The sequence below is a fragment of the Lachnospiraceae bacterium KGMB03038 genome (assembly GCA_007361935.1).
GTDB lineage: Bacteria > Bacillota > Clostridia > Lachnospirales > Lachnospiraceae > Massilistercora.
Map to the genome: position 1 here is coordinate 2,767,926 of CP041667.1, position 14,557 is coordinate 2,782,482.

The 14,557-nt window shown below is 48.1% G+C and carries 11 protein-coding genes, 6 tRNA genes and 1 pseudogene; 3 read left to right on the forward strand and 15 right to left on the reverse strand.

From position 1 onward, the window contains the following. Positions 1-109 precede the first annotated feature (109 nt). Positions 110-1,501 (forward strand): annotated as a pseudogene (locus tag FND36_13590) (IS1182 family transposase). A gap of 206 nt (positions 1,502-1,707) precedes the next feature. On the opposite strand, the gene FND36_13595 reads toward FND36_13590, so the two are convergent. The 9 genes from FND36_13595 to FND36_13635 all read right to left on the reverse strand — a co-directional run bounded on the left by FND36_13595 (position 1,708) and on the right by FND36_13635 (position 5,409). Then, positions 1,708-2,949 (reverse strand): amidohydrolase family protein, encoded by a 1,242-nt coding sequence (locus tag FND36_13595; GenBank protein QDW74989.1) that lies wholly within the window; start codon positions 2,947-2,949, stop codon positions 1,708-1,710. A 494-nt stretch (positions 2,950-3,443) separates the two neighbouring features. After that, positions 3,444-3,529 (reverse strand) — tRNA-Leu (locus FND36_13600). A 51-nt stretch (positions 3,530-3,580) separates the two neighbouring features. Continuing rightward, a tRNA-Val gene (locus FND36_13605) sits at positions 3,581-3,653 on the reverse strand. Positions 3,654-3,656: 3 nt separating this feature from the next. Next, positions 3,657-3,733, reverse strand: a tRNA-Asp gene (locus FND36_13610). Between the two features lie 13 nt (positions 3,734-3,746). Then, positions 3,747-3,820, reverse strand: a tRNA-Met gene (locus tag FND36_13615). Positions 3,821-3,846: 26 nt separating this feature from the next. Then, positions 3,847-3,919: transfer RNA gene (locus FND36_13620), tRNA-Thr, on the reverse strand. A 13-nt stretch (positions 3,920-3,932) separates the two neighbouring features. Next, positions 3,933-4,004: transfer RNA gene (locus tag FND36_13625), tRNA-Glu, on the reverse strand. Between the two features lie 138 nt (positions 4,005-4,142). Next, on the reverse strand, positions 4,143-4,679 hold the full coding sequence (locus FND36_13630) for a YcxB family protein (protein QDW74990.1): 537 nt from the start codon (positions 4,677-4,679) through the stop codon (positions 4,143-4,145). A gap of 115 nt (positions 4,680-4,794) precedes the next feature. Beyond that, positions 4,795-5,409 carry a MerR family transcriptional regulator gene (locus FND36_13635; GenBank protein ID QDW74991.1) on the reverse strand — a complete coding sequence of 205 codons (615 nt, stop codon included), beginning with the start codon at positions 5,407-5,409 and terminating at the stop codon, positions 4,795-4,797. 165 nt (positions 5,410-5,574) lie between these two features. On the opposite strand from FND36_13635, the gene FND36_13640 reads away from it, so the two are divergent. Beyond that, positions 5,575-6,216: a TetR/AcrR family transcriptional regulator gene (locus FND36_13640; protein QDW74992.1), complete on the forward strand. Its 642-nt coding sequence runs from the start codon at positions 5,575-5,577 to the stop codon at positions 6,214-6,216. 87 nt (positions 6,217-6,303) lie between these two features. Here FND36_13640 and FND36_13645 read toward each other — a convergent pair whose 3' ends face one another. From FND36_13645 to FND36_13670, 6 genes are all read right to left on the reverse strand, one after another. After that, positions 6,304-7,353 (reverse strand): ornithine cyclodeaminase family protein, encoded by a 1,050-nt coding sequence (locus FND36_13645; GenBank protein QDW74993.1) that lies wholly within the window; start codon positions 7,351-7,353, stop codon positions 6,304-6,306. 216 nt (positions 7,354-7,569) lie between these two features. Further along, on the reverse strand, positions 7,570-8,187 hold the full coding sequence (locus tag FND36_13650; GenBank protein QDW74994.1) for a flavodoxin family protein: 618 nt from the start codon (positions 8,185-8,187) through the stop codon (positions 7,570-7,572). 7 nt (positions 8,188-8,194) lie between these two features. Continuing rightward, positions 8,195-8,986, reverse strand: coding sequence for a 4Fe-4S dicluster domain-containing protein (locus FND36_13655; protein ID QDW74995.1), 792 nt, complete (start codon positions 8,984-8,986; stop codon positions 8,195-8,197). 46 nt (positions 8,987-9,032) lie between these two features. After that, entirely contained in the window at positions 9,033-10,490 is a 1,458-nt protein-coding gene (locus FND36_13660; protein ID QDW74996.1) for a hypothetical protein, read from the reverse strand. Between the two features lie 29 nt (positions 10,491-10,519). Continuing rightward, positions 10,520-11,830 (reverse strand): M18 family aminopeptidase, encoded by a 1,311-nt coding sequence (locus FND36_13665; GenBank protein ID QDW74997.1) that lies wholly within the window; start codon positions 11,828-11,830, stop codon positions 10,520-10,522. Between the two features lies 1 nt (position 11,831). After that, positions 11,832-12,983: a YkgJ family cysteine cluster protein gene (locus FND36_13670; protein ID QDW74998.1), complete on the reverse strand. Its 1,152-nt coding sequence runs from the start codon at positions 12,981-12,983 to the stop codon at positions 11,832-11,834. A gap of 177 nt (positions 12,984-13,160) precedes the next feature. Between FND36_13670 and FND36_13675 the strand changes: the two genes are divergently transcribed. Further along, positions 13,161-14,537: an MATE family efflux transporter gene (locus FND36_13675; protein ID QDW74999.1), complete on the forward strand. Its 1,377-nt coding sequence runs from the start codon at positions 13,161-13,163 to the stop codon at positions 14,535-14,537. Positions 14,538-14,557 lie beyond the last annotated feature (20 nt).

Genomic DNA, 14,557 nt, shown 5'->3' on the forward strand with positions numbered 1-14,557 from the left:
ACATTTCAATGATTCTTCCGGTTTTTATCAAGAAAAATCCCCTACTTATCAACTCGAAAGTTAAGCGGTGCGCTCTCTGCACATGGTATAATTATCCTATAAGGAGGGCCTGCTTATGATGACAAGAGATTCCGATAAAAAAAGAGAACAAATGATGCTGTTCAGCATGGATGACATGGTGCCAAAGGATCACATGCTCCGAAAGATTGACCGGGCAATTGACTGGAACTTTATTTACGATCTTGTAGAAGACAAGTATTGTGCAGATAACGGAAGGCCGAGCATGGATCCGGTGATGCTGATCAAAATCCTTTTTATCCAGTATCTCTATGGGATTAAAAGTATGCGCCAGACGATCAAAGAAATCGAAGTGAATGTAGCGTATCGTTGGTTTCTCGGTCTGGATATGCTGGATCCAGTTCCTCACTTTTCTACTTTTGGGAAAAACTATACCCGGCGTTTTAAGGATACGGAACTGTTTGAACAGATCTTTTCCCATATCCTCGAACAATGTATGAAGTTTCATCTGGTAGATACGTCTACCGTGTTTGTGGATTCTACCCATGTAAAAGCCTGTGCGAACAGCAAAAAGAGGCGAAAGAGGATTGCATCTCAAGAAGCTCTATGGTATGAGGAGGAGTTAAAAAAAGAAATCAATGAAGACCGCAAAAATCATGGAAAGAAACCTTTAAAAGAAAAAAAGGATGATTCAACTACACCGCCTGCAGCGGGTAGCGGCACTTCTGGTGAAAGCGGTTCTTCAGACGAGATCCCGGAAGGAGCCAAAACGCAAAAATGCAGTACTTCAGATCCGGAAAGCGGGTGGTTCCGAAAAGGCGAACATAAACATGTTTTTGCATACAGCATAGAGACTGCATGTGACAAGCACGGGTGGATCTTAGGTTATACTGTGCATCCAGGGAATGAACATGACAGCAGGACATGGAAGCCTTTGTACGACAAGTTGAAAGACCTGGATATGGAGATGATGGTATTGGATGCCGGATATAAGACTCCAGCAATCGCCCGAGAATTGTTAAAAGACGGGATACAGCCTCTGTTTCCGTATAAAAGGCCCATGACAAAAGATGGATTCTTCAAGAAATATGAGTATGTCTACGATGAGTACTATGACTGCTATATCTGTCCGGCGGATCAGATCCTTACTTATCGGACAACGAACCGGGAAGGGTACAAAGAATACAAGAGCGATAAAAGCATCTGTAAAAACTGCCCTTACCTTTCCAACTGTACAGAAAGCAAAGAGCATGAAAAAACGATCTCCCGCCACATTTGGGAAGAGTATCTGGAAACCAGTGAGGATATCCGCTATACTCTTGGGAACAAAGAGATCTATATGTTGAGAAAAGAAACCATTGAGAGATTGTTCGGAAGTGCAAAAGAACAGCATGGATTTCGATACACACAATATATCGGCAACGCCCGAATGAGAATGAAAGCGGGGCTGACCTTTGCGTGCATGAATCTGAAAAAGCTGGCAAAGATTCTGGATGTAAGGGAAAGGCAGGACAAAAAAACAGGATTCTTTTTTATCTTTTATAAAAAAATATGGGAGTTGGCATTTTGGCAAAAAGAGTGGTGCTGGAGCTAGGCTCCAGCACCAACTTTGTCTACAGTCTGAATCGGGGCCGGGGGATTTTTAAAAATCCCCCGGCCCCGATTGAAAAAGCCCTGTCCCTTTTTGAATTATTTTCCTTTTACGATCTCTCCGCCTTTGACAACAACGTCAACATTATTGCGCAGTCTGGAGATATCCTCCAGCGGATCTCCGCTGATTCCTACCATATCCGCCACTTTTCCTTCCTTGATCGTTCCATAGTCTTTGTCTCTTCCAAGGATGATAGCGCTGTTGATCGTAGCCTGTTTAATAATATCGATTTCTTTCATGCCCCAGAACTCTTTCCGCAGAGCGAATTCATCGCCATTCTCTCCATGAATCAGCGGTGTCGCACCCTGGTCTGTTCCAAAGCCTAACAGAAGTCCGGCATCATAGGCCTTTCTCATGCCAACTTTGACATTATCCAGTATCATCTGTGCCTTTGCTTTCATAAATGTGGAAGACTCTGGAACACTGTCCGCCAGACCGATGATAACGGAAAGGGTAGGCACGATAAAGCTTTCTCCGCTTTCTTTATACATCTCAATGGCCTCATCGTCCATAATTGATGAGTGTTCGATCGTACGTACTCCCGCCCGGATGGAATCCTTGATCGCCTGGGTCCCATGACAGTGGGTAGCAACATATGTATCTTTGAATTTAGCCGCATCAACGACCGCTTTCAGTTCTTCGAAAGTATAGATCGGCTGCCCTGGCGTTCCGCCCGGATTCATGACTGCTCCAGTTCCCATGATCTTAATAAAATCAGCGCCTTTTTTCATCTCCTCCCGAACTGCCTTGCGGATTTCCTGTTCCCCGTCCGCCTCTGTATAAAGACCGGCGAAAAAGTCGTTTCCGTTTTCTGTTGGTGTGATGATCTTACCGGACGCGATAATATTAGGTCCGACAATCTTACCCGCGTCTATGGCATTCCGAAGATCGATGGCTACGTTATCACAGCTTCCTACGTCACGAATTGTAGTAAATCCAGCCATCAGGCTGTCCTGAGCGAATTTCACCGCGTCATAGGCCTGCTGCACCGCAGATTTAGCGTTGTCGATCAGCGTATCCCCGCCAGACAGTGACAGATGGATATGCATATCCGTAAACCCGGGCAGCACATATTTTCCTTCCATATCATAGGTACAGACACCTTCCGGGGCTTCCGTTCCGCAGGCAGAGATCTTCTGAATCCTTCCATCCTCAATCTGAATGTCTGCTGTGTCCCCCTCGTATCCTTCTACTAACTCTGGGAGCAGCTTACAATTTTTTAAGATAATCATTGGTTTTCCTCCTTCCTTGCTCACCAAATAATTCGTTTTTTTCATCATATCACAGACTTTTCTTTGAGTAAACAAATTTGTCTGTCAATTCAAATTATTATCTTTATATTCAAGTTTTTCAAAATATTTTGATTCTAAAGAAAAAACCAGAAAGCCTCAGCCTTATTTCCCCGGCCTCTGCATTCCCGCAAAATTTCAACGCAATAAGTCTTTTCGTCCTTACCATTGTTTCACTCTTGTACGTGTTGGAAGTTATATGTATAATAAAGGCAAAAACAAATTGAGATTAAACGGAAAAGTTAAACATAACGGAAATTGTACTCTGTGTTATCGGTGCGTAAATATATGTCCAAAACAAAGCTGTACCGCTTATTTTACAAAGAAACCAAAGAAACAATATAAAGGAATTTCGTAGTCTTCATTTTCAGGACCGCGAAAATTTCAATCTACAGCGGACTGCGTTTGTCCGCTATTTCTATTTTATTGTACAAAAAAATACTTCAAACCCTCTGTTTACAAAGGTTTGAAGCATTTTCAAAACCTGCCGCAGACCGGAATCGAACCGGTACGAGAGGTTAGTCTCGCAGGATTTTAAGTCCTGTGCGTCTGCCAGTTCCGCCACTGCGGCATAACAATGTATTTATCAAACCGATGAGATTTGATAAAGCAAAATTGTTAATGGGGCCTATAGGGCTCGAACCTATGACCCTCTGCTTGTAAGGCAGATGCTCTCCCAGCTGAGCTAAGACCCCATATGACGACCCAGAAGAGACTCGAACTCTCGACCTCCGCCGTGACAGGGCGGCGCTCTAACCAACTGAGCCACTGGGCCAAATAATATGAAATGGACCTTCGGGGACTCGAACCCAGGACCGACCGGTTATGAGCCGGTTGCTCTAACCAACTGAGCTAAAGGTCCAAATTATCAGTCCCTGATAGGACTAAAGCCGATGATCGGACTCGAACCGATAACCTGCTGATTACAAATCAGCTGCTCTGCCAATTGAGCCACATCGGCCTATCTTTCAAAATGACTCCGACGGGAATCGAACCCGTGTTACCGCCGTGAAAGGGCGATGTCTTAACCTCTTGACCACGGAGCCGGAATAAGGCGCTTAAACGGACAACCATTAAGCGACCGACTACTATCATATCATATGCTTTTTGTTTTTACAAGACTTTTTAGAAAAAAATTTGAACGCTTTATCAGAGTTATTTCATGTTTCAAGACAAACAATATCTTAATTTTTCCCTAATCGCTGTTTCAAATACAGAATGAAATCATCCCATTTCCCCTGCTTAAATCCCGCCTTCCAAATTGGCAGTTCCACACCATTTTTTAACTGAAGGATCAGATACATTTCTATCTCGATCACCGCTTCTATCTCACTATAGGCCACAGTCTTCTCCATATGATCGAAACAATAATGGATCTCATCACCGATCCATATGGTGAGCATTGCCTCATTCCCGTATTTTTCCATGATCTGGCGAATCAATGCTTCCCGCTTTTTGGTCGCGCTGACAGCAAAAACCCCGGCATATATCAGCAGAAGAAGCAGGCCCGCTAATCCGATCACGCCCGCCAGCAGCATAAACTCATTTTTACCGGTCACAAACGCGTAAACCATAGGAACGACCGTCACGATCAAATAGATCACTATTGGAAATCTACGTCGAGCCGCTTTGCGCCTCCACATAGCCAGCAGAATCTCTCGGAGCGTATACTCGTTCATTACAATTTCATTTACAAAACAGTTCTCTTGTTCCTTGCTCATCCTCTTAATTCCTCGCTCATTTCAGATTCCTTTATAAATTCAGGCTGTACTTGCATTATATCACTCAAATACAATTCCGTCATCTAAATATAGAACATCTGCCAAACACAGACTCTTATTTCCTTAAACGACTAATCTCCTTAGAAATCCGATGTCTCGCGATATGCGCCAAGATCATCACCGCTCCGACCAGGACGAACAGCCAGACCGGCCATTTTACCCCCTGGAACGCCAGGATAATGGAGATTCCAAGGAATAGAGAGCTGACCGCTTCTATGAAATCCAGTATCTTTTTATCCTTTTCCTGTAATCTGCTGATCTGTCTGATCCTGTCTGTCTTCATTACATAACCTCCTTTTTCTTTCCAAATATCATCCGCTTTGGTAAAAGAAGGGTCCAGAGTTTGGAATGTCTGCTTCTCTTCACGAATCTTTCTGCAGATTTCTTCAGCCGTCTCTATATTTTCTTTATCCCTTTGGAGTTTCTCCATGTGCCGGTCCATCAGACACTCTAATGAGATCCGCTCTTCTTTTAAGCGCCTGATATCCTCCACAGAAACGTCAATGCTTCTTAGAAACCGGATCTTCTTTAACAGTTCCACATCTTCATCTGAATACATCCGGTAATTATTAGCCTGATGCCTGGACGGTGTGATCAGGCCCGCCTCTTCATAAAAACGGATATTGGCTTTCTTGATCCCGGCTTTCTCTTCCACCTCTTTGATCGTCATAGTCTCCCTCCTTCCTCTTTATCTAACACCTTCCAGTAACTTGAATGTCAAGTAAAAAGATTGATTTCGCGGTTCACTTTTTTACAAATCTTTTCTTTCATGCTATAATACTGGTAAATTAGTTATATTCAGAAATATTATAACAGAAAGAACAAGGTTCGCCGCATGCACAACGATATTTCCAAAAAATCTTATATCAAAGCCGCTTATGACATCCTGCGTGAAGAAGGCCCGGAAGCTCTCACCATCCGCAAGGTCGCGGACCGGCTTCACTGTAACTCCGCCAACCTGTACCGCTATTTTTCCAATCTGGAAGAACTTGCTCTATATGCTTCTTTGAAGTATTTGGATGATTATATCCGTCAGGTAGTAAAGCTTTCTCATTCTGGAAAGCCCATCCTGGAACAGCATCTGGATGTATGGAGCACATTTGCGGATCACGCGTTCCGCAATCCTCAGATTTATAATAATCTGTTTTTTGGGAAATACAGCGATATGCTCAGCAGCGTGATCACTGACTACTATGAACTGTTTCCGGAAGAAACCCTGAATATGAACATGGAATATATTCCTGTATTCCTTAAAGAGGGGGATTTCCTCAAACGAGATTATATGATGCTGGAAAAATGCATCCGGGATGGAATCTTTACAGAGGCGGAAGCTGTGCTGATCAACAAAATGTCCATCTATATCTGCAAAGGCTGTATCAAGACTCTCTTGGACCATCCGGAGAAAGATTCTGAACTCATCAAAGCGGACTTCCTGGAATGTGTAAAAGCCGTTCTTATGACTTACGCTAAAATATAAAAGCACAAAACATCAGGCCCGGTACACCAACGTACATTTGGGCCTGATGTTTCTTTGTTCTGTTCTTTCTCTTTTTCAGTCGTACCTCTACAGCGGCAGTTTCCGCCCAAGTCCCATCTGGACCGCTTTGTCGAAGATCGCCCTTCCCATTACCATATCGCATACGGAGATTCCGATATTGGATACCACGATCAGTTCGTCTGCGGAAGTCCTTCCTTCAATCAGATCTGCCAGCACCTCCCCAGTCTCTCCCTTGATCTGGGGCAGTCCATCCGGGAAATATCCCATGCTTTCAAACAGCTTATGCTCATCTACGCTGTCCACAAAATATTTGTCCGCCTCTCTCTGGATAGCGGGATCCCAGAAAGTATTTAAGTCGCAGGGAAGAATGGTCTGTCCTTTCGATACCCATTCCTTTTTCACAATGCCAAGCGGATTCAGCAAAATGATTGTTGCGGAAGCCATCACATCACACTTAGACGCCATCGTCTTTGGATCGGATTTCTCAATAGGCACATCTACGTATGGCTTTACCGCTTCGATCAGCTGGTCCTGGCGCTCTTCCACTACATCATATATATAGATTTTCTTCAGATTCTTCAAAGTCCGGGGAATATACTTCACATGTTCCATTCCCTGTACACCGCACCCAAACATTCCGAAATATTCCGCGTTTGGATGGAACTTGGCTGCTGTCAGGGCCGTCACTGCCGGCGTCCGCATAGAAGTCAGCCAGGCGCAGTCCATCACAGCATAAGGCACGCCCGTCTCAATATCATTCATGATCTGAAGGCCCGTGGTCTGGGGGAGCTGGAACTCCTTAGGATTCCGGGGGAAGCACTCGATCCACTTGATTCCGCAGGCTTTGCTGTTTGGCACATAGGCCGGCATCGCATGGAAGAACACATCGCTCCAGGGGTGGATCCCGATCTTTGCCGGCATCTCATACTCTTTTCTCCCGTGGTCGATCAGCACATTCTCGATCAGGGACAAGGTCTCGTCCATATCCGGTCCTGCCTTGACACATTCTTCTTTTGTCAGCCAAAGAATTTCTTTCCCCAGATCTACGATCTTCTTCAAATCTTCGTGGTCCTTGGCAAATAATTGTTTTTGTTCTTCGGTTGCTGTGTAAGCCATAATGATTCCTCCTTCTTAATTTTTTGACAGCCTTCTTGCTGTCTGTCCCGCAATGTTAAAAATTAATCATGATTAATTTTATTTCTATCTTGATTATATCCTTCTTACTTTCCTTCTGTCAACCAAATAATTAATCATGATTAATCCTTGTAGATACGCACAAAAAAGGATCCGGCTTTTTGTGGTTTCTCACGAAACGCCGGATCCTTTTTCCCCTTATCTTGTAAAGTTGGTCAGCACTTTCTCATTATCTGGATGGTCTAATCCATGTTCCCTGCCCAGGGCAATGCATTTGAGCATCCACGCCATGTTTTTCCCAATGTTATACATAGTCATCAGGCCCTCTTTATCTTCCTGGACCTCTTCCGGCTGCGCCCCATATACATGATTCCAATAGGTGGAAGAAACCACCGGCATGGAACAAATCGTAAAATACTTATTGATCACATCGAAAGAAGCCGTCGTTCCTGCTCTCCTTGCGCTCAAGACTGCCGCCGCCGGCTTAAAGGCGAAAGCTTTCCCGCAGGAATAGAACGCCCGATCCATAAAAGTCAAAAGCCGGCCGCTTGGATGGGCGTAATAGACGGGTGAGCCGAACACGAAGCCGTCCGCCTCCTTTGCTTTCTCCACGAACTCATTGACGCAGTCGTCAAAGACGCATTTCCCGGTCTCCCTGCACTTATGACAGGCGATACAGTCGGGCAGTCCCGCATTTCCGATGAAGAACATTTCCGTCTCAATGCCTTCTTCCTTAAGCGCCCGCTCCACTTCTGCAAGCGCCGCGTTGGTACATCCGTTTTTCCTGGAACTTCCATTTACGAGAATTACTTTCATAATAATCTTACCTCCATTCAATTTTTCCTTTTTTCCTAGGCGCGGTTCTCCGGTAAGTGACTGCCGGGTATCCCATCAGCATACAGCAGGCCACCTGCTCGCCGGTGATCCCCAGCCATTCCTTTAATCTCTCACTGCCCTCGATCACATGCATCAGATATCCATTGTAAAGGACGCCAGCCCCTGAAGCCACCGCCATTTGTTCGATGTTCGCCGCCGCAAGCCCTCCGTCCAGTATCTCCACCCCCGGTGTGATGACCAGAACCGACGGGGCATTAAAGAAAAGGGCGTCGTCTTTTTTATCCCGTTTCTGCCGCAGATAAAACAACTGGAACATCCTGGCCAGCGGATCCTCTTTTCCCATCTTCTCTGTAAGATGCGATATTTCCTGCCATACCAGCTCTTTAAACGCATCCAGCTCTTTCTGGATCAGGATAAAACGGCAGTCCTGCGTATTCCGCGCCGTAGCCGTATATCTTCCGGCATTCAAAATCCGCACCATCTTCTCCGGTTCGATCGGCGTCTCCTTGTAGTTTCGAACACTCCTGCGGAATTTCACCGCGTGAAGAAAATTCTCCGGCTTAATGGAAAAGGTATCCGCGTCATACTCTTCTACCTCTTCCATGTCATACTCAGGAATCGTCACCGCGCCTGTGGGACAGACGGCAACACAGTGGCCGCAGTGAAAACAGTCTTTGATATATACCGCCTTCCCTTCTTCCAGCCGGATCGCTCCCCCTAAACAATCGTTCACACAGGCTTTACAGCCAATACAGCGTTTCGGATCGATCTTGATCATACCGAAAACCTCCTTCTTACTAAGTTCTGTTGATTCTATTCGTCCATTACGGATCATGGATCGCGATAAACCGCATCCCAAAAGGCCCGGTATGCTCGCATACCACCTTGGGCTTTCCTTCATTGATCTCCCGGTAGATGGAGGACGAAACCTCCGCCTCCGCCGTTTCTCCCTCCGGCAGCTGCACTTCCACATAATAGGAATCTAACCATTTGTCCGATTCATCCACTCTGGTTCCAACGATCTGAGCCGGATAGTGATTCTCCTTCGCCGGCTGGGAGACCGCCAGAACAGAAGCGTCCATGATCCCCATAGACAACACCAAAAACGGGAACCAGACCAATCCCATTGTCAGCTTCCGCAGACGGGCTTTCTTGGTCCGGAACAGGGTGATTACCCACAGGATGGCAGTCAAAACTACCGTTCCGATCCAGAATTTCTCTTCTCCGGTCACATAATTGACCTGCCGGGTCAGCACGCCATTGGTCACAAAGAGCATGATCAGCCCTCCGTGGAGATAGGCCATCCCCATTCCCACATGCCGCCGCTTCCATTCCTTTGAGGCATTGGCGTCCAGCCAGAACATGACCTCGTCAAATACCCAGGCATAGATACAATAGGAAAGAGGAAGCAGCTCGATCAAAAGCAGTTGGTATTTCAGCGCCAAAAGGTCTGTGGGACAGAAAAAGAAAAGGAGAATGGAAAGCAGTACATTCACCAGTACCAGAATCCGAAATCCTTTTCTGATCCGGTCCGCGTGAAGGGTCTGTTCCGTCTCCTGATCGGGCGTCCACTGGATTTCATTCATCTGACGCCATTTTTCCATCTTATCTTCCCGCCACGCGTCTCCCAGCCAGGAGGGAATTTTCCCCTCCAGGGCTGTAAACAATTCCTCCGCGTGCCGCATGTTGTATTCAAACCGGAACAGCTTCTCCCCATTTCTTCCAATCGCCACAAAATCCCCAAAGGAAGGCTTCAGCCTCACTTCCTTGATCTCGCTCTTTGAGAAATCCCAGTTCCTTCCAAAAGCGGTAGCGCCCCATATTCTCTGGTCATCCGCCAGGATCCTGCGATTGCGGTAGTCGCTCCAGCAGGCCGCCCATCCAAACAGCAGCAGGGCCAGGACCGCCGCCAAGATCAGCGCTGCCCCGTTATCTGCCATCGCAAATCCAAAGACTGCCGCCGCCGCAAGAAGTCCGATGCCATAAAGCGCCCAGGCCAGTCCTACTCCCAGCTTCGATTCATACACGATGATCTTTGCTCTGGAAAAATCCACCCTGCGTTCTCTTGCGATGAGGATCCCCCAGATTCCCATGGCAACTTCCCAGATTCCCGCAATTCCGCAGCTTATCCAGGAAACCGGCCCCATCTCTTCGTCCGTCATAGAAATAAACAGGCAGACAAACATAAAAAGCCCCGCCAGAATCAGCAGGATACTTCCGGCCATCAACAGATTCTGCCTTTTCTCAAACTGACAGCGAAGCCTCTCTCTTTCCCTCTCCATCCTACGTTTCTCTCTTTCCTCTTCTTTCTTTAGATCAGGATATAGCTTCCGTCTGCCTCCTCTGATACAGAACACTGGTAAAATTCCCGCAGCGCCTTAATAAGATAAGCAGTATCCCTGCTTCCTCCCGTTTCATAGGCCGAATGCATGGCAAGCTGGGCCAGTCCGATATCCGCCGTTGGGATTGAAACCTGAGTGCCGGACAGACTGCCAAGGGTAGATCCTCCCGGCATATCCGACCGGTTGGCGAAAACCTGACAGGGTACTCCCGCTTGGCCGCAGACTTGGCGGAAAACAGCCGCTGAGAATCCATCCGTACTATATCTTTGGTTGGCGCTGAACTTGATCACCACGCCGCCATTGAGCACAGGCTTGTTTGTGGGACAGGATCTGTCCCCATAGTTGGGATGGACTCCATGAGCATTATCTGCCGAGACCATGAAGCTCATAGCCAGCATCTGACGGTATCCGGCAGCCGTCTTTCCTAAGCTTTCACTGACTCTGACCAGAACGTCCGACAGGAATGTAGAGTCTGCCCCCTGCCTAGTCATACTTCCCACTTCTTCATTATCGAACACACAAAGGACCGGAATACTGCCGCCCTCTTTTGCGTCCAGAAATGCCCGAAGGGAAGCGTACGCGCATTGCAGGTCGTCCAGGCGGCCAATGGAGATAAATTCACCCGAGCCGCCCCAAACGCTTCCTTTCATCCGGTTATAGACAAACAGATCGTATCCCGCGATCCGCTCCCTCTCTGTGCCGGCCGCTGCCGCCGCCTGGTCCATCAGTCCCTTTCTGCCGCCCTGGCTGCGGTACAGAGGGAGCATGTCCTTTTGCACGTTATATTTGATTCCTTCATTGGCGTTCCGGTTCATGTGGATCGCAAGACTGGGGATCAGGCACACGTCTCCGCCCAGGTCTATGAGCTTGCTTACCAGCCTGCCGCCCTGGTGGATCAGCAGCCGTCCCGCTATGCCAAGGGGACGGTCAAACCAGGTCGAGCACAACATTCCCCCGTATTTTTCCACATTTAATTTTACCAGACCGCCATCCGCCTCCATCTCCGGGTTTTCCTTCAGCTTCAGCCCTGGAGAGTCGCTGTGGCTTGCCGCGATCTGGAATCCTTTCACAGTCCCATGGGGAATCCGAAACGCTGTCAGGGACGAACCATTCCGGACCACATAATACCGGCCGCCATCCTTCAGCTTCCATTCACCGCGCTCCGATAGTTCCTGGTACCCTTGTCCTTCCAGTTCTTTTTTCATCCGTTCCACCGCATGGTAGGCGGTAGGACTGGCTTCAATAAATTCAAATAATCCTTTTACTGTACTCTGCTCCATCCTAGTCCTCCTTTCCCATCTTCATCCACGGAATCCCCCTGTGTTCCATACTTTTTTCCATCTGTTCCAGATTCTGGTCCGAATGTTCCAATTCCCGCGAGAAGCGATAGAGGATCTCTGTCATATCCTCTAAGTCTAATGTCCCCTCGTTTTTCAGCCACCGGGCCTTCCAAAGCTCATAGATCAGAAAGGCGCTGACAGCCGCCATTCTAGCCTTTCCCCAGATCCTTCCATCATAGACCGCCCCGCAGAAATAAGTGGAGATAAAGTAAACCAGAATCTGCTCGCATGCCGTCTCCCAGTCCGGCATCCGGCGTTTCATCCATTCCCGGAACGCTGCTTCTGTCTCTTGATACGGTACGGCCCCTCCTTGATAGAGGAAAATTTCACTTTCCCGCAGCAGGCGCTCCCAATCCTCCCGGAGTAATTCCAACTGATATAACGTCTGGAACTCTCTCCTGGAATCCTGGAACCGTTTCTTTGCTTGGCTCTCGTAAGCCTCCAGCCTTTTTCCGGTATATTCCGCGGCCGCCCCGCTCTCATACCGGTCATATAATTCCCCGCAGGCAAAAATCATGCCCCGGCGCATCCGCCTCTCCATATCATGGGCCAGCCCAAGGACCAGCCCTGCCCGCAGCCGCACCGGATGGCTCCTATTCTGCAAAATCCGGATCATAACATCTCTTCCATCCGCCAGCAGGGAATAGGTAAGCTCGTCGAAATCCTGGTACGATTCCTGCCCTTTCCGCTCAAAGCTCAGGAACCGCACAGGCTCTTTCTTCTTCAACAGGATCCTGGCCGCCTCCGGGCAGGAAACCGACAGTGTCACTTCCCGCACATTTTCAAACTCTTCGATATGCCGGGGATACAGTCTGCAGGTCCGGCACAGGCCTTTGGGTCCAAGCTGCTTATAAATGCCGCACAAGTTCCTCTCATCCAGAAACGCGCATCGTTCATCCTTCCGCCTCTGGAATACCTTCTCCTTCCATTGGATCTGTCTGCGCAGCCGTTTACCAAAGGTTCCGCCTATCTTCCGGTAACGCGTAAGCGTCTTTCCATCGATCACGATCTGCCATCCGGCGCAGCAGGTGTCTTCGCACCGGTCAGCAATGCATTGGAATTCTCTGTAATAATCTGGAAACGTATACAACATCTTCTCTCACTCCTACGGTTATGATTATAGCACTGAATACTATCACGGTCAAAAAATCCAAATCCCCTTTTGACCCGAACTTCATAAAATGTTACTATAATCTTACACTACGCAGTTTTCTAAAGTCTTAGCTCACTTCTAGTACAACGCGCAAGAACATTATGTGAGGAAGCGATTATCTTGCCAAAAGCAATGTCTCAGGAACAAAAATATGAAATGATGACCCAGGCCCCTATCCACGGTCTGATCGGCCGGCTTTCCGTCCCCACCATCATCAGCATGCTCATCACCTCTTTCTACAACATGGCTGACACCTTTTTCGTGGGAAAGCTCAGCACCAGCGCCACTGCCGCGGTCGGCGTTGTCTTTCCCGTCATGGCCATCATACAGGCTCTGGGCTTCTTCTGCGGCCACGGTTCTGGAAACTCCATCTCCAGACGGCTGGGCTCCAAAGATACCCAGGCCGCCAAAGAGCTGGCTTCAACCGGATTTTTCCTGGCTTTTGGCTTAGGAATCCTGGTCATGGTCCTGGGACTTCTCTTCCTGGAACCCCTGTCTTATCTCCTGGGTTCCACGGATACGATCCTGCCTTACACCAAGGCCTATCTGCGGGTCATCCTTCTGGGCGCTCCCTATATGACCGCCCAGCTTGTATTAAATAACCAGATCCGGTTCCAGGGAAACGCTTTCTATTCCATGATCGGAATCACCGCCGGCGGAGTCCTGAATGTGATCCTGGACCCTATTTTTATCTTCGTGCTCCACCTTGGCATCTCAGGCGCCGCCATTGCCACAATCCTCAGCCAGTTCGTCAGTTTCTGTCTGCTTCTTTTAGGAATCCGAATCTCCCGGTGCATCCCGATCCATATCCGGAATGTCCGCTTTTCCAGGGATCGGCTGCGGGAGATCGTAGGCGGAGGACTTCCTTCTCTATTCCGGCAGGGCCTTGGAAGCGTGGCCACTATGACCCTCAATGTAGCGGCCAATCCTTACGGCGATGCGGCAATCGCGGCCATGTCTGTGGTCAGCCGCATCACTATGTTCGCCAATTCGGCCCTGATCGGATTTGGCCAGGGATTCCAGCCTGTCTGCGGATTTAATTATGGTGCCGGGAAATACAGCCGTGTCAAGGAAGCCTTCTGGTTCTGTGTAAAGGTTGCTACTGCTGCGTTATGCATGATCGCTATTACAGGCGGTATCCTCTCCGGTCATCTCATCTGGATCTTCCGCAATGATGCGGATGTGATCCGAATCGGCACCACCGCGTTAAGATTTCAATGTCTGACCTTCGTGCTAAACGGCTGGATCACCATGAACAATATGATGATGCAGACCATGGGGAAAACATTTCCCGCTACTTTGCTGGCCTCCTCCCGCCAGGGACTCTTCTTTATTCCGGCGCTCCTGATCCTCCCTCAGTTTCTGGGACTTCTTGGTATCCAGGCCGCCCAGGCAGTGTCCGATATTTTTACATTTGTCCTGACTACAGTCCTAAACCGGAGGGTAATGAGGTCTCTGACTCCAGATTCTGATCAGAAGCCGGCCGGACACTAAAAGGGAGCGGCATATCTTGC